This is a genomic window from uncultured Xanthomarina sp. (assembly GCF_963971605.1).
Taxonomy (GTDB): domain Bacteria; phylum Bacteroidota; class Bacteroidia; order Flavobacteriales; family Flavobacteriaceae; genus Xanthomarina; species Xanthomarina gelatinilytica.
On record NZ_CAXATZ010000025.1, the window covers coordinates 1 to 18,026 of the forward strand.

Sequence of the window (18,026 nt, forward strand, 5' to 3'; positions counted from 1 at the left end):
ATCTTGCATCTGTTTTTAAAAGTTCGGTTTCGTCCCCATCCACAATATCTTTCAGTTGCTTGATGTATTGTTTTATAACGGTTTTGTTTACCTGTGTGGTGGTTTCTTCACCAGTAATTTCAACATATATGGAAAAATCTATTTTTCCACGTTCCAATGTGTTGGCAATAAGTTTTCTTAAAGACAGTTCTTTTTCTCTGTAAATAGAAGGCATTCTGGCATTCAAATCCAGATTTTTACTGTTAAGGGATTTTATTTCTATGGTAATTTTTTTGTTTGGCAATTGTAAAACCGATTTGCCATAACCTGTCATGGAGTGTATCATAAACTTATTTATAGTATGTTACAAAGGTAGGTAAATATTGAGGTTTAGAAAACACTAATTTTGTTATGCGTGCATAATATAAAAATGTAAATTTGTTCTTTTAAAAACAGATGCAAGATGTACAAAAAACAGTTTGAAATTAGATGGAGTGATGTAGATGCCAACAGGCATTTGGCCAACAGTGCTTATACTAATTTTATGAGTCATACCAGAATGGCCTTTTTGGTTGAAAATGGTTTTAGTATGAAAACTTTGGGTGAATACCATATGGGTCCTGTGGTGTTTTATGAACATATGTATTATTTTAAAGAAGCATTTTTAGGACAGCAAATCGTGGTTGGTTTAGAGGTTTCTGGCTTAAGTGAAGATGGGATGTTTTTTAAATTCGATCATAATTTTTACAATGAAAAAGGAGAAAACATTGCCCATTGCGAAATGCTTGGTGCTTGGATGGATCTTAACTCCAGAAAGTTAACCAAATTGCCGGAAACCTTATTGGCCATTAAAAACACCTTCCCAAAATCTGATGCTTATAAAACCCTTACAAAAGAAGACACAAGGGTTTCTGGCAAAAAACCGGTTCATTTAACGATATAGTTTGGGTTTTTTGGTTACCAAATAAACACCTGTAAAAATTAAGCAAGCAGCTACAATTTTAATTAAATTCATAGTGTCACTTCCCATTAATAAAGCAAAAATACTGGCAATTACAGGTTGTATATATAAAAACGTACTTACAGTTGAAGCTTTTAAATGCCTTAAGGCAATAGGGTTTAAAAGATAAGTGGTGAAGGTTGCCCCTACCACTACAAATAAGACTGAAAATACAATATATGGTGAAAAAGAAGCCCAGGCTATGGTAGAAAATTCGCCATATCCAAAAGGCAGAACCAAAATAAACCCAAACAAAAACAACCATTTTATAAACGTAAATGGATGATATTTGCTGGTTAGTTTTTTTATAATAATAAGGTAAATACTATAAGAAACAGCATTAATAAATACCAGTAAATTTCCAAGAGGAATATGATCTGCTACGTGAGTGGATTTGCCGTAAACCGATAATACTATAGCACCTGAAAAGCCGAGTAAAATCCCTATAATTTTTAAACCGGTAATTCTTTCCTTTAAGAAAAAAGCAGACAAAACCAACACCACAATTGGAACTACCGTCATAATTACAGAGGCATGGATGGGAGTTGTATATTCAAGACCTTTAAAGAAAGTTAACATGTTTAAGGCAATACCAAAAACAGAAGCAAAAAACAGTATGATAAAATCTTTGGGTTCTATGCGTTGTTTGGGAGTAAACAAACTTAAAATCCAGAATAAAATGGCTGCTCCCAAAACACGTATAAAAATAAAACCGAAAGGTTTTATAAATCCATCGTCAATAACATCGTTGGCAAACGTAAAGGTAAAACCATAAATAACCTGCACCAAAAACACAGCAATAAGCGCAAAAACCCTGGTTTTATCCATGTATGGCTTCTTTGGCTAGTTGGATTGTTTTTTTGGAATTCCCAATAAAAATATGGTTGTTGTAAACAATTACAGGGCGACTTAAAAAGGTATAATGTTCCAAAAGATATTGTTTGTAATCGGCTTCTTTCAGGTCTTGATTTTTTAAATCCATTTCTTTGTAAAGCTTGGCTCTTTTACTAAAAAGGGCTTCATAGGAGCCAGCCAACTGTTTCATTTCTTCAAGTTGCTTAACAGTAATCTCTTCGTTTTTAATGTCTTGTAAAACAAACCCGGAAGGTAGGTTTAGTTCCTTTAAAATACGTAAGCAGGTATTGCAAGTTTTTAAATAATAGACCTTCTTCATTTTATGCTCACGTTAGTGAGTAACTTTTGTGTTAACATTTATTTTCTCTTGACAAAGAACGTCCATTTTTATTGAAAAAATAATTACTTTTAATAAAAAATAACAAGATGGATTGGGCTTTTGACATTACAAACAAAAATAGGGCAATATTTAAAACGTTTTTAGAAACCTTCACTCTAGAAGAACTCAACAAGGTTCCCAAAGGCTTTAATAACAATATTATTTGGAACATTGCACATACCATTGTCACTCAGCAATTGTTGGTTTACAATTTGTCTGGATTGCCAATGCTTTTAACAAACGACATGGTAGAAAAATACCGAAAAGGCACCAAACCGGAACAAGATGTTACTTGGGCTGAAGTGGATTTGATAAAAGGTTTGCTGTTTTCTACCATAGAAAAAACAAAAGAAGACTACAACAATAACGTATTTGAAACTTATAATGAGTACACGGTTACTACCAAAAGCACTTTAACAAATGTAGATGAAGCCATAGATTTCAATAATTTTCATGAAGGCATTCATTTAGGTTATATCTTGGCGCTAAAACGTGCTCTATAAATAGTTTAATGAAGTCTGTAATTCTTCCCATGGAATCTGTATTTCAGTCATTCCAGAAGAATATGGAGCTATTTCATAGGTGTTGTAAAGCAAAATAACACCTTCTTCGTTAAATCCAATATTTTCGGGAAGTGTAAAATTATCTGGTTCAAAATACAGGTCTTTTTTATCTGCAATTTCCTCATCAAAATACGTTTTGGCAATCTTGGTAAATGCTAAATAATCTTCAAACAGGTCTTCATTTTTCAACATGTTACCTGTTTGGGCATTAAAATTCAAAAAAGAAACATTTAAGTGTCCATGAGCACCACCAGTGTTCATGTAGGTTGTAATGGAGAGTGAAATAACATCCGCAGATTGGTACATGACTTCACCATCTATTTGAGCTTCCCATGCGATAATGGTTTCAGGAAAATCAGACTTAAAAGATTCGTACTCATTGTTAAAAGCATCAATACTTTCTTCTATGGTTTTTAAGGCTGGAGCTTCAGTATCTTTTATGTTTAAAGAATTTATAACATGCTGATGGATGGAAGAATTAATGTTTTTGGAAATATCATCGTTTCCAGAAGCTTCTGGTATGTGAATTTCAAGTAGTTTATTGTTTGTTGTAGTTTTGGTAACTTCTTGAAACTCCACGGTTTTTTCCTCTTTACAAGTTTGTGAGATTAAAGAAATGATGATGGCATAAATAAAAATTTTAAAACGCATGGCACTAAAGGATTAAGATGATGTTAAAGGTAGTTATTGCATTCCAATAGACCGAATGAAACAGTAACTTTGTATGAAATAATTTTTTAATTTGTAATGGTAAGCTTTACCCTTACATTTTTAATGAACTTTAAATAAGAAAGCAAACAGGTTTCTTATTGGCTTAAAACTTTACAACCCATGAAATTCAACACCAAAACAATACATGGAGGCCAACAACACGATCCAGCATATGGCGCTGTTATGCCACCTATTTATCAAACCTCAACTTATGCTCAATCTACACCTGGAGCACATAAAGGTTACGAATATTCCAGATCCCATAACCCAACTAGAACAGCCTTGGAAAATGCTTTAGCAAGTCTTGAAAACGGGAATTACGGACTGGCTTTTGGTTCTGGTTTAGCTGCCATAGATGCTGTGTTAAAACTGTTGCAAGTAGGCGATGAGGTTATCTCTACAAACAATTTGTATGGAGGGTCCTATAGGTTGTTTACATCCATATATAAAAAATTTGGGATTAAGTTTCACTTTATTGGGATGCAACAAGCTGAAAACATAGAAGCTTACATCAACGAAAATACCAAACTTATTTGGGTTGAAACCCCAACCAACCCAATGATGAACATTATAGATATAAAAGCATGTGCAACCATAGCAAAAAAACACAAATTGCTTCTTGCTGTTGATAATACTTTTGCAACCCCTTATTTGCAACAACCATTAACTTTGGGTGCGGATATTGTCATGCACTCTGCAACTAAATATCTTGGTGGTCATAGCGATGTGGTTGTGGGAGCTTTGGTGGTAAAAGATAAAGACTTGGCAGACAAACTTTACTTTATTCAAAACTCCAGTGGAGCCATTTGTGGCCCTCAAGATAGCTTTTTGGTATTACGAGGCATTAAAACCCTACATGTAAGAATGCAGCGTCATTGTGAAAATGGGAAAGCAGTAGCCGAATATTTATCCAACCATCCCAAGATAGAGCACGTGTATTGGCCTGGATTTGAGCATCATCCAAATCATGCAATTGCAAAAGCACAAATGAAAGGTTTTGGTGGCATGCTGTCATTTTCTACCAAAGGGAATAATTTTGAAGAAGCCATTAAAATTGTTGAAACATTAAAGGTGTTTACCTTGGCAGAATCTTTAGGAGGTGTTGAGTCTTTGGCAGGACATCCTGCAAGTATGACACATGCCAGCATACCCAAGGAAGCGCGTGAAAAAACAGGGATTTTAGACTCCTTGATAAGGTTAAGTGTTGGCATTGAAGATATAGACGACTTGATTGAAGACTTAAAACAAGCTATAAATTAAACCAAAAAAAACCAAGAACATGTCTTGGTGTCTTATGTGTTTTAAAATTTTAATCCAGATAATAAATATATCCAAAATTCAACCAGATTAGCCAATCGTTATATTTGTTAGAAGATAATTGATGGTTTAAACCGTCTATCCAGTCACTTCCATAATACTGCCATCTCAAATCCAGCATCAAATCAGATAGAGGAGCTAACTTATATCGAACTCCAATACTGGTTACCACAGACCAAGTACTCCCTTTGGAAGGGTCTATAGAACCAGGTTCCCAAGCACTCCAGAAATTGTTGGCATTGTTAATGTTTCCATCTACAATTCCTGTATCAGGATCCATAAAATTGGTATATGCCTTAGGGTTGTACGATGTATAATGAACTCCTAAACTCACAAAAGGCGCAAACCTGTATGCAAAAGCCATAAAGTCTCGAATACTTAAAGGAAAATATTCTAATTGCATACCAATATCAAAATTATTGGCTTCCCCAGTGTGGGCTCTTAGCCTGGCAGCATCAACCGAATTTCCATCAGCCCATTGCCCATGATGATCTAGCTTGGTTTTGTTAAAGGAAATCTCACTTCTTAATTTGAAATGATCGTTAAAATAGGTGTCTGTAGAATAACAATTACAATCTGCTCTGTAGGCAAAATTGATGTAGTGTACAATACCTATTCCATATCCTGAGTTTCCATAATTGGTACCTTCATCATTTCGAACTCCAAAATCCGATCGAAATTGAACAGGACCTACTATGGCTCCAATTTCATGTGAAAATCCAAGTTGAGAAAAACTTGACTGAATTCCAATAAGTAGGAAAAAGAATACGGTTAACTGTTTCAAATTGCACATATAAGCATTCGATAATTAGAGCATAATAATAAACAAATATATAAAAACTCGACCAACTACCAAATAAATCGGATAAAATGCAAATTACAGGTAGTTTTTTACTTTAATAAGCTAAATCTAATAATTTATTCTCCAATAAACATTGTGAAAAAACAAAAAATAATAATTAATTTTTAAAGATAATGTATATTTGCTGAACAAATTAACAAATTACACAACAGTATTAAATTTAAATTAAATGAAAAATAAAATAGATGCTTTTCTAAGTCTTGTAAAGGAAAAGAATGGGCATGAACCGGAGTTTTTACAAGCTGTACATGAAGTGGCAGAAACTGTAATTCCATTTATAGAAGCGAATCCTAAATATCAGGATAAAATGTTGTTAGAGAGAATGGTTGAGCCGGAACGCACAATAATCTTTAGAGTGCCATGGATTGACGATCAAGGAAAGACTCAAGTAAATAGAGGGTTTAGGGTAGAGTTCAATTCTGCTATTGGACCTTACAAAGGTGGTTTGCGTTTTCACCCATCTGTAAACCTAAGCATTTTAAAATTTTTAGGATTTGAACAAGTATTTAAAAACTCGCTTACAACCTTGCCAATGGGTGGAGGAAAAGGTGGAAGTGATTTTGACCCTAAAGGGAAAAGCGATAATGAAGTTATGCGTTTTTGTCAATCGTTTATGACAGAGTTATTCCGTCATATAGGTCCAGATACCGACGTTCCTGCTGGAGATATAGGAGTTGGTGGAAGAGAAGTTGGATATATGTTCGGACAATATAAAAGATTAAGAAACGAATTTACAGGTGTCTTAACAGGAAAGGGTATCTCTTTTGGAGGATCTTTAATTAGACCAGAAGCTACAGGTTATGGCTGCGTGTATTTTGCCAAAAATATGTTGGCCACAAAAAATGATACGTTTCAAGGAAAGACTGTGGTGATTTCTGGATCTGGAAACGTCGCACAATTTGCATGTGAAAAAGCCACAGAACTTGGAGCCAAAGTAGTAACCTTATCGGATTCTTCAGGATTTATTTACGATGCTGATGGAATTGATGCAGAAAAATTGGCTTATGTTCAAGAAATCAAAAATGTTAGAAGAGGTAGAATTAACGAATATCTTGATAAATACCCTTCTGCAACCTTCCATGAGGGAGAGAGACCTTGGTCTGTAACTTGTAATGTAGCTATGCCATGCGCCACTCAAAATGAATTAAACGAAGCAGAAGCACACATGCTAATAAAAAATAAGGTTCAGGTAGTGGCAGAAGGTGCTAACATGCCAACCACACCTGAAGCTATTACAGCTTTCCAGAATGCAAAAGTGATGTTTTCTCCAGGAAAAGCATCCAATGCAGGAGGTGTGGCAACTTCCGGATTGGAAATGAGCCAGAACTCTTTAAGGCTAAATTGGACTAGAGACGAAGTGGATGCCAAGTTAAAACAAATCATGGATAACATTCATGAGTCTTGCGTTCTTTATGGTACACAGGATAATGGTTATATTGACTATGTGAAAGGAGCGAATATCGCTGGATTTGTTAAGGTGGCAGATGCCATGTTGGCACAAGGAGTGGTATAATTTCCTAAATATAAAAATGAAAAGCTTCCAAATTGGAAGCTTTTTTTGTTCAATTTATATGTTTTTATTCTAAAACTCGTTATATATAGATATATTTGAAAAGTTTTTAAATGACTATGAATATCAGAAACTACCTAATTTTAATCATCTTGTTTCCAGTATCTTTAATGGCCCAGGATTATTCTGCGTTATGGAAAGGACACTTTTCCTACCTAAATGTAAAGGATGTCACACAAGGTAATGGTAAAATATACGTGGCTGCAGAGAATGCTGTGTTTTCTTATGATCTTATGTCCTCTGAAATGGAAACACTTACAACTATAAACGGACTTTCAGGTGAAGAAATCTCAACCATTCATTATAGCGAAGCATATCAAATGCTCGTTATTGGCTATGCAAATGGACTTATAGAAATTGCTTTGGAAGATGATACCAATATCTTAACGGTTGTTGATATATTGGAAAAACCAACCATTCCTCCTAATGACAAAAGGGTTAATCATTTTGAAGAATATAATGAGCTGCTTTATATAGCCACTGATTATGGTATTTCAGTATACGATATGTCCAGACTGGAATTTGGGGACACCTATTACATTGGTTCTGGAGGTTCTCAGTTAAGGGTTAAACAAACCGCTATTTCTGGAGGCTATATTTTTGCTGCATGTTTAGATGGTGGAGGCTTAAAAAGAGCCTTGGTGAACAGTGACAATTTAATAGACTTTCAGGAATGGCAAACCGTAACAGGTGGTAATGTCATTGCTGTAGAATCTACAATGGATGATAGAATTTATATCATTAAGGCAAATAGACAGGTATTTGAGGTTATAGACACTTCTATAAATTCAATTACAACCATACCAGATCCAATTTTAGATTTTAGTGAATCCAATAACAATCTATTTGTAACTACTAAAAATGAATCTTATTTTTTCGACAATGCTTTTAATGAAATAACCGTTGTACCAATACTTCCAGATTACCCTACTGAATTTTCTGTCACAACTTTTGATAGTGAGTATATGTATATTGGAACTACAGATTATGGTATTTTAAAAATAGCATATGCCAACCAAACAGATATAACAGAAATACATCCAGACGGTCCTTTAAGAAATAATGCCTTTGCCATACAAACCATTCCTAATAATCTTTGGGTTTCCTATGGAGACTACAACTTGACGTATAATCCTGCTCCAATTAGGCAGTGGGGTTTTAGCCACCTTATAGATGAATCCTGGGTAAATGTGCCATTTGATAGTGTTTTAGGAGCCAGAAATTTAAATAAAATAGCTGTAAACCCATTTAATAACCAACAAGTATTTATCAGTTCCTTCTCAGATGGATTATTGGAAGTAAATAATGATGTTCCCACTGTATTGTATGATGAGTCCAATAGTGCTTTACGATCCCTCGTGATTCCCAGTGCACCTAATTATAAAAGTATTAGGGTCAGTGCCTCTAACTTCGATTCAAGTGGCGTTTTATGGACCATGACAGCTCGTGTTGCAAAACCATTGGTATCCTATGATCCAAACTCAAATCAATGGAATAGTTATGATTTTACAGATTTAATTCCCGATGCTTTAGAAGGCGAATGGGGTTACAGCGATATTGAAATTGATGCTAATGGCACCAAATGGATTGGAGCTTATAAAAATGGACTTATAGGCTACAAAGATGGACAACTTAGAGGGTTGTATTCCGAAGAACAGAACATGCCTACAGCGTTTGTTTCTTCATTGGCCATTGATAAAAGAGATCAAATCTGGATTGGTACAATTAATGGTTTAAGGGTGTTGTACAATACGGCAGGTTTCTTTACCGATCCAGCAATAGAAGCGCAATCTATTATTGTATTGGATGATGGATTGCCACAAGAACTTTTATTTCAAACCTATGTGTCTGACATCGAGGTGGATGGTTCCAACAACAAATGGATTGGAACTATTGGTGCTGGATTATACTATTTTTCATCAGATGGCCAAGAAACCATTTACCATTTCACAAAAGACAACTCCCCTTTGCCAACAAACAACGTGGTAGATGTTGCCATTGACCAAACCAACGGCATAGTTTACATTGCTACAGACAAAGGACTGGTGTCCTACGGCTCCGGTGGTTCAGAGACCATGACTACCTTAGAAAATGCCTTTATTTTTCCAAATCCAGTAAGACCGGATTATAACATGAATGATAAAAAAATTCAAATAAGAGGCATTACCGAAAATATGAATATTAAAATTACAGATATAGAAGGTAATTTGGTAGCAGAAGCTCAATCCAACGTAAATACCAGATATAGAGGTTACAATTTAGAGATAGATGGAGGTTCGGCCTATTGGAATGGAAAAAACCTAGGGAATAACTCTGTTGCCTCTGGAGTGTATCTTATCATGCTATCCGATTTGGATTCTTACGAAACAAAGGTGCTTAAACTAATGGTGGTGAGATAATGCTAACAACTACAAATGCCATTGTTTTATCAAAGATAAAATACAGGGATAACGATTTAATTGTTAAATGTTATACTCAAAAATATGGTCTTGTAAGTTATTTGCTTAGAAACGTATCCAGTTCTAAAAAAGGAAATTCAAAATCTGCCTATTTTCAATTGCTATCCCAATTACAGCTAGTCACTTTGCACAAAAACAATAGGTCTTTGCAGGAAGTTAAAGAGGTTAAGGTGCACTATCTGTACAGTAACTTACAAACCCATGTAATAAAAAGCGCCATTACTTTTTTTTTGGCCGAACTTCTAACCAGCACCTTAAAAGAAGAAGAATCAAACGAACATCTTTATACCTACCTGGAAACCACTTTGCAATGGTTGGATACCCATAACCATTATGCCAACTTCCATTTGCTGTTTTTACTGAAGCTCACCAAACATTTAGGATTTTATCCTGAATTACCACAAAACAACGAATCTTGGTTTAATTTGGCAGAAGGAACCTTCCAACATCACAAAACAAATATGTATGCAGTTTCAGGTGAAAATATAATTCTCTTAAAACACCTCTTGGGCATAAATTTTGATAAGTTAAACACGATTAAAATCAATTCAAATCAAAGACAGTCTTTTTTAAAAATGATGCTTTTATATTTTGAATTGCATCTGGAAGGGTTCAGAAAACCTCAATCCATGGAAATTTTTAATCAAGTATTTAATTCATAAATTTTTAACTAACCAACATGAGATTGTTTTTAACAATAGGTCTCTGGCTCTGTATTGTCATACCTGCTCAAGCCCAAGAAATTAAAGTATTAGAAAGTGAATCTAGGCTACCCGTTCCTGGTGTAACTATTTATAACCAAACTAAAACCATAATGGTGATAACAGATTTTGAAGGGATGGCCTCTTTAAATTCTTTTACAGACTCTGAATATCTTTATTTTGAAGATTTACTCCACAAAAAGTTAAAAATTAAAAAAGAGACCATCATTGCCAACAACCATACGGTTTTATTGGAAGCCAAAATTGAAGGTCTGGATGAAATAGTTATTTCTGCCTCTAAGTTTGAACAAAACAAAAAAGACATTCCTCAAAAAATTATTGGAATTTCTGCCAAGGAAATCCAAATCTCAAATCCACAAACCAGTGCCGATTTGTTGGAAAGCTCTGGGAATGTGTATATCCAAAAAAGTCAGTTAGGAGGAGGAAGCCCTATGATTAGAGGTTTTTCAACCAACAGATTGTTGCTTACCGTAGATGGTGTGCGAATGAACAACGCCATTTTTAGAAGTGGAAACCTTCAAAATGTCATCTCTATCGATCCGTTTACCATACAAAACACAGAAATTACCCTTGGAGCTGGTTCTGTGGTTTATGGTAGTGATGCCATAGGAGGTGTTATGAGCTTCTATACCAAAAAACCACAAGTGTCCTATTCAGACAAGCTGTATTTTAAAGCCAATGCTGTTGCTAGATATGCAACGGCAAACAAAGAAAAAACAGGTCATCTGGATTTAAATTTCGGTCTCAAAAAATGGGCGTTCTTAACCAGTGTTTCATATTCCGATTTTGACGACCTAAGAATGGGAAGCCATGGACCAGACGATTATTTAAGACCAGAATATGTGGTAACCAATAATGGCCAGGACCAAATAGTGTCTAATGACAACCCTAAATTACAAGTGCCAACAGGTTATGACCAAATAAACCTCATGCAAAAAGTACGTTTTGAGCCACAAGAAAACTTAAGTTTCGATTTAGGTGTAACTTATACAAAAACATCGGATTACCCAAGATACGATAGATTAATTAGATATCGGGGAGATGATTTACGTTCAGCTGAATGGTATTACGGTCCACAGCAATGGTTTATGGGTAACCTGCAAATGACCAAAATAAGCAGCAGTTCCAATTTATACGATAAAATTCAAACAACTCTAGCCTATCAAAATTTTAAAGAAAGCAGAAACGATAGGGACTATCGAGATGTGATGAAAAGCATGACAGAAGAAGCTGTAGATGCAGTGTCGTTTAATGCCGACTTTGAAAAATTACTATCTCCAAAAACCGAATTGTTCTATGGTGTGGAATATGTGTACAATAAAGTAAAATCCATAGGCAAGGAATTGAACATAGAGACCAACGAAACTGCTCCAATCGTGTCTAGATATCCCAATGGTTCTACATGGCAATCCATGGCAGCTTATACCAATTTTAAGTTTAAACCAAACCATAAATTTATCCTACAGTCTGGCTTACGTTACAATTATATTTTAATGCATGCCAATTTCACCGAAAACAATCAATTTCTAAATTTACCTTTTACTGAAACCGATCTAAATTTTGGAGCTTTAACGGGTTCGGCAGGAATTAGTTGGTTAGCCAATGATATTTTACAATGGCGATTTAATTTATCTACGGCTTTTAGGGCACCCAATATTGATGATATTGGAAAGGTTTTCGATTCAGAACCTGGTTCTGTGGTTGTGCCTAATCCAGATTTAAAGGCTGAATATGCTTATGGTGGCGAGTTAGGTCTAACCCTAAATTTTGATGATATGGTTATTTTTGATGTCGCTACTTATTATACCTATTTAGATCAAGCATTGGTAAGAAGGGATTATACTTTAAATGGAGAAACTGAAATTATGTATAATGGTGAATTGAGCAATGTACAGGCCATACAAAATGCTTCTGATGCCAAAATATATGGCTTTGAAGCTGGAGTGCGTTTAAACTTGACCAATCATCTTAAGCTTACCTCCCAATATAATGTTACTGGTGGAAAAGAAGAGGATGCAGATGGCAGTGAAGTTCCAGCGAGACATGTGTCGCCTAATTTTGGGAACACCCATTTTATTTGGCAAAAAAATAAATTTTTAGTCGATGCCTTCGCTGAATATAACAGCGAATTGTCTTTTTATCAATTGGCACCTTCAGAACAAGGCAAGGATTATATGTATGCTCTAGACGACAACGGAAACCCTTACGCTCCTTCTTGGTACACCTTAAATTTAAGGACCCAATACCAAATCACGAAAGCAGCAACCCTAACAGCCAGTTTGGAGAACATCACAGACCAACGTTATAAAACCTATTCCTCAGGAATTGCTTCTCCAGGAAGAAACCTGATTATTTCTTTAAGCTATAGCTTGTAACTAAAAACAAACAAAAAAGCCACTACAAACATGTGTTGTAGTGGCTTCTTCTAATTTGTGTCACACTCAGCCTGTCGAAGTGTCTACAAAGTGTATTATCGCTTCTCAACATCAAACAACAACTAAACAACAAGCTTACTTACGTTTTACAGCCTTTTTAGTGAGCACTTGCCCATTTGTTAAAGTTACTCTAGCTACATAAGTTGCCTGGCTTAAATTAGAAAGATTGTATGTTTCGGTGGAACTATTTCCTTTTAAGTTGTAAACAGTTCTTCCTAAAAGGTCTATAATATCAACAGTTTGTATTTTATATTGACTTGGAACCTTAAATGTAACCTCTCCATTGTCATGTTCTATGATACTAACATGGTTTGAAGTAAGTTCTTCTTCATTTACCGAAAGGAAAGAGTCCCTAAACACCAATTCAAAACGCTCATTAAACTCACCTACTCCTGAGGTGAATGTGTAAGGAGCATTATTTAAATTATGGATAATGTTTAATAGGTTGTCTTTTACAAAAACATTGTTATTGGAGAAAAACTCCCCTTCAAATTGCTCAATGGACAAACTATATAAAGTTGCTTCATTTATAGTTGTGTAAAAGCCGAGTGGAATAACTTCATCTAAATTCAAACTGTTAGGGTGTTTTCCTTGAACGGCATATCTTATGTTATCAACCTCTTCAATTGATGTGTAAATTACAGAAGCTAATCCACTAGATAGATTTCTTGGCGCATCATAGCTCCAACCATCATAACCATTTGTTGCTCCATCAACATATGCAATTAAAATTTGATTGAAAACACCATTATCCGAAGTTAAATTAACCCATAACCTATTGGTTTGATTGTTTGAAGTATTTTGATTTGAATTATCAACCCTAAAAAACTGATTATTACTAGTATTGTCTGCACGACGCATGGCATTTGTAAACCTCAAATCACCACCTGAGTTTATTGCCTTAACAAAAAAGCCTTGACCAGAAGGAATGAAAGATGTAGGAATAACAGTACTTCCTCCTGCAATATTACCACTTCCAGTAGTAATGATTGCATAATCTGCTTGATTAAAATTTAGCACTTCATTACCTGGATTTGTAATTAAAGGAGGTAATGCTTGAGACCATAAATAAGCAGCTCCATCAATTATTGCGTTATTTTCTGTATATAAATCATTAAAAGCAATAGCTGAAGCATAAGGGTTTCCAACCAAATTCCAATCGTTATCTCCAGAAAAACCATTGGTTATAATTGGTTTAAGTAAATCACCATTAAAAAATGTTCCTTCAAAAATTGCTTGGTCAACTCCAGGAAACGAACCTAAAGGCGAGGAGGTTGTGGCATACCCTCTGCCTGATTCCATAATATCTCCTGAGGCGTTTTGCCAATCATTACCATCATCATCAATATCATCTGGGACATTGTTAGTTGTACCAACAGTATGTTCATCTAAATAATTAGCAGTTTCAAAATAAAACCTTCTAGAATTTGGGGTATCTGGTGTAGCTGCATTTATCAATTGATTCACAACTGGAGAACTCCAATAGGTATACTCATACCAGTCATTTAAAATATCTGTATATTTAATTACACTAGCAGAACCATTGTTAGTAAATGTGCCTGCATTTGCACCCACACCATCCTGTACAAAAGCACCATGTGTTTGAACTGTAATGCTTCCGTTGTTAATAACATTATTTACAACTCTAACATAAGTGGAATTTTCCACATTTAAAGTGCGGTCTACTCCAGAATTTATAATAAGCTGGCAAGCGTCAATATCTCCATGAAACCCCGTATCATAAGTCCCGTCAATAACAGCTACAGTAAATTCATCTGGAGGTGTAGAGTTGGTCCAATCCGTTCCATCCCAAACAGTTTTAGTAACATGAAGTTTTACAGCATTAGATGCTTTGAAACAAAGTGCATCATCTTCTCTTACTTGGCAATAATATTGATAGCCATCCAGATTTAATGTATTGCTAATATCTAATGTTGCAGCATTATAACCACTATAAGGTGCAGCATTTGGTACTGGAGTCCATCCAGTATCACCAGATGCTGAATAATACCATTGATAAGCTAATGGATTCCCACCTGAAAAACCTTCAGTAGCAGTAACGCTTATAGTTGCAGAAAGATCACAATTACTTGTTGGTAAATTAGGCTGAACTGTTAATGTTGGAGGTGTACCTAATGAAAAATCATAATTTCCAATATCTGAATAATCGTTTATGCTACAAGTTGATAAACCTGACCCTGCCCAATCAATTATGTTCCAATTGCCTAGTTCTGCTAAAGTAAATGTTGGATCTGGTAATGGAGAGGCTGTATTTAATCTTCTAAAATTAAATCCTCTATCACCAGTAATACTTGTTGAATCCATCCAATCATCATCTTGATAAACTCCAAATTCATCTACAACAACAGTTCCAGATGATTTTAATAAACGAATAGCATCATGTTTATTATCCTTTTTATTAATACCTCCTACATAACTAACTAAGTCAGCCAATTCTCCATTTCCACCTGTGATAGAACAAGTATCTGCCCCTGGATCTGTATAATCTGGAGAAGTTGAAGCCCCTATGGCTATAACAAAGGTATCGTTATCAAGAATGCTACCTGTTAAATTAATAGAATTTGTTGGTGTAGCTTCTCCGTTACTAAGAATACCTATAGAATATCCAGAAAGATTAACAGTACTACCAGTTCTATTATAAAGCTCTATATAAGTTAAACCTCCTACAGTAGCATCTGTAATTTCACTAATAAAGATATCACTTAACGTTGCGCTACCTTCACAACCTCCTATTTGATTATCAATTACGGTAAATGCTATAGTACTATCACAATTCAAGTCGTTATTAATAATAATGTTACCAGTAACAGCTCCAGTAGGAATAATTAATTCCATTTGGGTTGTACTTAAAACAGTAACCCCAACAGCATTACCATTTATCGTGGCAGTTGTCGAGCCTCCAAAATTAGTTCCTGTAATAGTCGTTACGGTACCTACAGGTCCACTTAAAGGAGCAATTGTAAATCCGGTAGCTGTACAGGTGGCAGTTCCTTGTATAGCAAAATCGTAAGGATTCTCATCTGCATCATCACTAATGATGTTTACTGTAGTATTTCGTGTTCCTGCAGCAACTGGAAAAAATTCAATTTCAAAAGTAATAAGACTAGAAGGTGAAATTACTAATGGAAATGTTAATGTAGGTTCTACTATAAAATCTGCAGCATTCCCTCCTACTGTGGTAATGTTAGTAATGGTCAAATCAGCTGTTCCTAAATTTTGAATTCTATATGATTTTGTCTGTGACGACCCTATTGCTGTTGAAGCAAAAAGTGTGTTATCAGTCCCTTGTGGTGTCGTGTCTCCATCTGCAATATCTGGGAAAGACCCTAAATCGCCTTCTACATTAATTTCTGGTGCAGGAGTAAAACTTTGTCCTGTTAGGTTTACTACACATGTTCCTTCATCTATATCATTATTGTTTATAGTTAAAACGCCATTTCTTGTTCCTGTTGCTGTAGGTGTAAACCTAATAGTAACTGTTTGCGAGTTTCCTGAAGTAATTGTCAATGGTGCTGTTGGAGAGATTATGGCATAATCACCAGTAATCCCAAAAGAGCTAATATCTAAATCGGCACTCCCAACATTTTCTATATCAAAAGTTAAATCAGTATTTGTAGAAACAGCTTGTGCGCCAAAATCTATGGTATAACCACAGTTCTGATTCGTGGCTGTGTCATCTACTAATTGCAGTTCTGGGGTTGGGCCTTGGCAATCACTAGTATGATTGCCTAAATCTGAAACTGTATCTTGACCATAAACCTCCCATTCAGAGTTAAATGTAGGAAAACCATTTGCAGGATTTGAATCAACTCCAATTTGCACACTTGCATTTCGTCTTATTGTTCTGTTTTCAGTTGAACGGCCTCCTGTACCAGTCCATGCAGAACCTGGATCTTCGCCAATGGTTCCTATGATATCTATGTAAGATGAACCATTTAGAAGAGCGATGGCATCATCTCCATTAAAATTACAAACATTTGTTACTGTTACTGTCCCAGCGTAAATTGTTGCTAAATTGTTTGCATACACAATAGTTCCATAAGCTGGAATTGTTCCACTTAAATTTTCTGTTGACGAAGCTGTTGCACTGCCGTTTGAGTATAATTCTAATGAGTATCCCGATAAATTTATTGCAGAATTTGTTGGATTATAAATCTCAATATATTTATTATTAGAAGAACCTTCAACGTATTCCGAAATAAATAGTTCTGTACAATTTCCAGAAATACAACTTCCAGGATCTGTTATAAGCTGGTTTAATATGCATGTGCCATCAGTATCATCAGTAAGCGTAACTGTAACATCACCTGCGCCTGCTGAACCATTTTGCAATGTAAAAGTTGTAACACTTCCATAGGCAGCTGTCGTTGGTGAAATACTACCACTACTTACACTTACATTATAATTTGTTCCAAGTGTTGATCCTGTTGGGTTTAAATTAAAAGTAATATAATCATCTGTGTCGTCAGTTGTAGTACCATTATCATTGCAAGATATATTGGAGATACCAGAATTTGAAATAGCACAACCTCCACCTGTTGATGTTACAGTACCATTTACAATAATATCATTTCCTGTACCATCACCAATACCTCCACTGCCTCCAGTAGCTTCGGCATACATATAAAACCTATAAGTAACTGGTGAAGCAGAATTAGCTTGTGCAAAAGTAAAAGTAAAAGATTGAGTACTAGTAATATCCGTTATAGTTTTTATTGCATCAAGATCAGAAGAATAAGAATCGATAGAGCTTCTTAGGGTTATAGCTCTTGGTCCAGTTCCTGAACGCTGTAAATGGATTTCAATTGATGAAACTGAAAATTGATAAGTTGCATTAGGCGAAATAGTAAACTCCATGTAATCATCACCAGAAACAGCATTAGCTATACTTCCAGTTGCCCAGTTAGTCGCATTAAATCTCCCCCCATTATTTGAAGCAGATAATCCAGAGCCCCTTGTAATTGTAGAGGAAGATAAATTTGCGTTATTGAAATTGGAATTTGCACTTACTTCACTTCCAGCCAAACCAGAAAATTCAAAAGTAAGAATCTGCCCAAAACCAGACAAAACAAAGCACAAAAATGCTACTAATACAAGGGAGTATTTTTTAATCATAGGGATTAATATGGATTAATTAATTAGGCCCATTAAAA

13 protein-coding genes are annotated in these 18,026 nt (G+C 35.2%); 7 read left to right on the forward strand and 6 right to left on the reverse strand.

From position 1 onward, the window contains the following. Nucleotides 1-325, reverse strand: a 325-nt coding sequence (locus AACY93_RS09775; protein ID WP_339611834.1) for a YicC/YloC family endoribonuclease, incomplete at its 3' end; no start/stop codon positions are given. Nucleotides 326-442: 117 nt separating this feature from the next. On the opposite strand from AACY93_RS09775, the gene AACY93_RS09780 reads away from it, so the two are divergent. Further along, nucleotides 443-922, forward strand: coding sequence for an acyl-CoA thioesterase (locus AACY93_RS09780; protein WP_286852973.1), 480 nt, complete (start codon nucleotides 443-445; stop codon nucleotides 920-922). Here the strand turns inward: AACY93_RS09780 and AACY93_RS09785 are convergent. Together AACY93_RS09785 and AACY93_RS09790 are read right to left on the reverse strand one after the other, a co-directional pair. Next, nucleotides 911-1,807 (reverse strand): DMT family transporter, encoded by an 897-nt coding sequence (locus AACY93_RS09785; protein WP_286852972.1) that lies wholly within the window; start codon nucleotides 1,805-1,807, stop codon nucleotides 911-913. The genes AACY93_RS09780 and AACY93_RS09785 overlap by 12 nt on opposite strands. Next, nucleotides 1,800-2,153, reverse strand: a complete 354-nt coding sequence (locus AACY93_RS09790) for an ArsC/Spx/MgsR family protein (protein WP_286852971.1) — start codon at nucleotides 2,151-2,153, stop codon at nucleotides 1,800-1,802. The genes AACY93_RS09785 and AACY93_RS09790 overlap by 8 nt, the downstream gene beginning before the upstream one ends. Before the next feature lie 107 nt (nucleotides 2,154-2,260). Here AACY93_RS09790 and AACY93_RS09795 point away from each other — a divergent pair, with 107 nt between their 5' ends. After that, nucleotides 2,261-2,716 carry a DinB family protein gene (locus AACY93_RS09795; RefSeq protein ID WP_007646992.1) on the forward strand — a complete coding sequence of 152 codons (456 nt, stop codon included), beginning with the start codon at nucleotides 2,261-2,263 and terminating at the stop codon, nucleotides 2,714-2,716. Here the strand turns inward: AACY93_RS09795 and AACY93_RS09800 are convergent. Then, nucleotides 2,711-3,427 (reverse strand): DUF3298 and DUF4163 domain-containing protein, encoded by a 717-nt coding sequence (locus AACY93_RS09800; protein ID WP_286852970.1) that lies wholly within the window; start codon nucleotides 3,425-3,427, stop codon nucleotides 2,711-2,713. The genes AACY93_RS09795 and AACY93_RS09800 overlap by 6 nt on opposite strands. A 180-nt stretch (nucleotides 3,428-3,607) precedes the next feature. Between AACY93_RS09800 and AACY93_RS09805 the strand changes: the two genes are divergently transcribed. Further along, entirely contained in the window at nucleotides 3,608-4,747 is a 1,140-nt protein-coding gene (locus AACY93_RS09805; RefSeq protein WP_286852969.1) for a cystathionine gamma-synthase, read from the forward strand. 49 nt (nucleotides 4,748-4,796) lie between these two features. Here the strand turns inward: AACY93_RS09805 and AACY93_RS09810 are convergent, their stop codons facing one another. Further along, nucleotides 4,797-5,597 carry a hypothetical protein gene (locus tag AACY93_RS09810; RefSeq protein ID WP_040491194.1) on the reverse strand — a complete coding sequence of 267 codons (801 nt, stop codon included), beginning with the start codon at nucleotides 5,595-5,597 and terminating at the stop codon, nucleotides 4,797-4,799. A 238-nt stretch (nucleotides 5,598-5,835) separates the two neighbouring features. Between AACY93_RS09810 and gdhA the strand changes: the two genes are divergently transcribed. From gdhA to AACY93_RS09830, 4 genes are all read left to right on the forward strand, one after another. Next, nucleotides 5,836-7,179, forward strand: coding sequence for an NADP-specific glutamate dehydrogenase (gdhA, locus tag AACY93_RS09815; RefSeq protein WP_007646985.1), 1,344 nt, complete (start codon nucleotides 5,836-5,838; stop codon nucleotides 7,177-7,179). 110 nt (nucleotides 7,180-7,289) lie between these two features. Continuing rightward, nucleotides 7,290-9,635, forward strand: coding sequence for an ABC transporter substrate-binding protein (locus tag AACY93_RS09820; RefSeq protein WP_286852968.1), 2,346 nt, complete (start codon nucleotides 7,290-7,292; stop codon nucleotides 9,633-9,635). After that, on the forward strand, nucleotides 9,635-10,357 hold the full coding sequence (recO, locus tag AACY93_RS09825) for a DNA repair protein RecO (RefSeq protein ID WP_007646982.1): 723 nt from the start codon (nucleotides 9,635-9,637) through the stop codon (nucleotides 10,355-10,357). Before AACY93_RS09820 ends, recO begins: the two co-directional genes overlap by 1 nt. Before the next feature lie 17 nt (nucleotides 10,358-10,374). Next, nucleotides 10,375-12,792, forward strand: a complete 2,418-nt coding sequence (locus AACY93_RS09830; protein ID WP_286852967.1) for a TonB-dependent receptor — start codon at nucleotides 10,375-10,377, stop codon at nucleotides 12,790-12,792. Nucleotides 12,793-12,927: 135 nt separating this feature from the next. On the opposite strand, the gene AACY93_RS09835 is transcribed toward AACY93_RS09830, so the two are convergent. Continuing rightward, complete coding sequence (locus AACY93_RS09835) at nucleotides 12,928-17,988, reverse strand: choice-of-anchor D domain-containing protein (RefSeq protein ID WP_286852966.1); 5,061 nt, start codon at nucleotides 17,986-17,988, stop codon at nucleotides 12,928-12,930. Between the last annotated feature and the right edge of the window lie 38 nt (nucleotides 17,989-18,026).

Bases quoted from the DNA above. Each gene is read 5' to 3' on its own strand.
- AACY93_RS09835 (WP_286852966.1), bottom strand. From the start codon at position 17,988: ATGATTAAAAAATACTCCCTTGTATTAGTAGCATTTTTGTGCTTTGTT.
- AACY93_RS09800 (WP_286852970.1), bottom strand. From the start codon at position 3,427: ATGCGTTTTAAAATTTTTATTTATGCCATCATCATTTCTTTAATCTCA.
- AACY93_RS09790 (WP_286852971.1), bottom strand. From the start codon at position 2,153: ATGAAGAAGGTCTATTATTTAAAAACTTGCAATACCTGCTTACGTATT.
- AACY93_RS09795 (WP_007646992.1), top strand. From the start codon at position 2,261: ATGGATTGGGCTTTTGACATTACAAACAAAAATAGGGCAATATTTAAA.
- AACY93_RS09830 (WP_286852967.1), top strand. From the start codon at position 10,375: ATGAGATTGTTTTTAACAATAGGTCTCTGGCTCTGTATTGTCATACCT.
- AACY93_RS09820 (WP_286852968.1), top strand. From the start codon at position 7,290: ATGACTATGAATATCAGAAACTACCTAATTTTAATCATCTTGTTTCCA.
- recO (WP_007646982.1), top strand. From the start codon at position 9,635: ATGCTAACAACTACAAATGCCATTGTTTTATCAAAGATAAAATACAGG.
- AACY93_RS09780 (WP_286852973.1), top strand. From the start codon at position 443: ATGTACAAAAAACAGTTTGAAATTAGATGGAGTGATGTAGATGCCAAC.
- AACY93_RS09805 (WP_286852969.1), top strand. From the start codon at position 3,608: ATGAAATTCAACACCAAAACAATACATGGAGGCCAACAACACGATCCA.
- AACY93_RS09810 (WP_040491194.1), bottom strand. From the start codon at position 5,597: ATGTGCAATTTGAAACAGTTAACCGTATTCTTTTTCCTACTTATTGGA.
- gdhA (WP_007646985.1), top strand. From the start codon at position 5,836: ATGAAAAATAAAATAGATGCTTTTCTAAGTCTTGTAAAGGAAAAGAAT.
- AACY93_RS09785 (WP_286852972.1), bottom strand. From the start codon at position 1,807: ATGGATAAAACCAGGGTTTTTGCGCTTATTGCTGTGTTTTTGGTGCAG.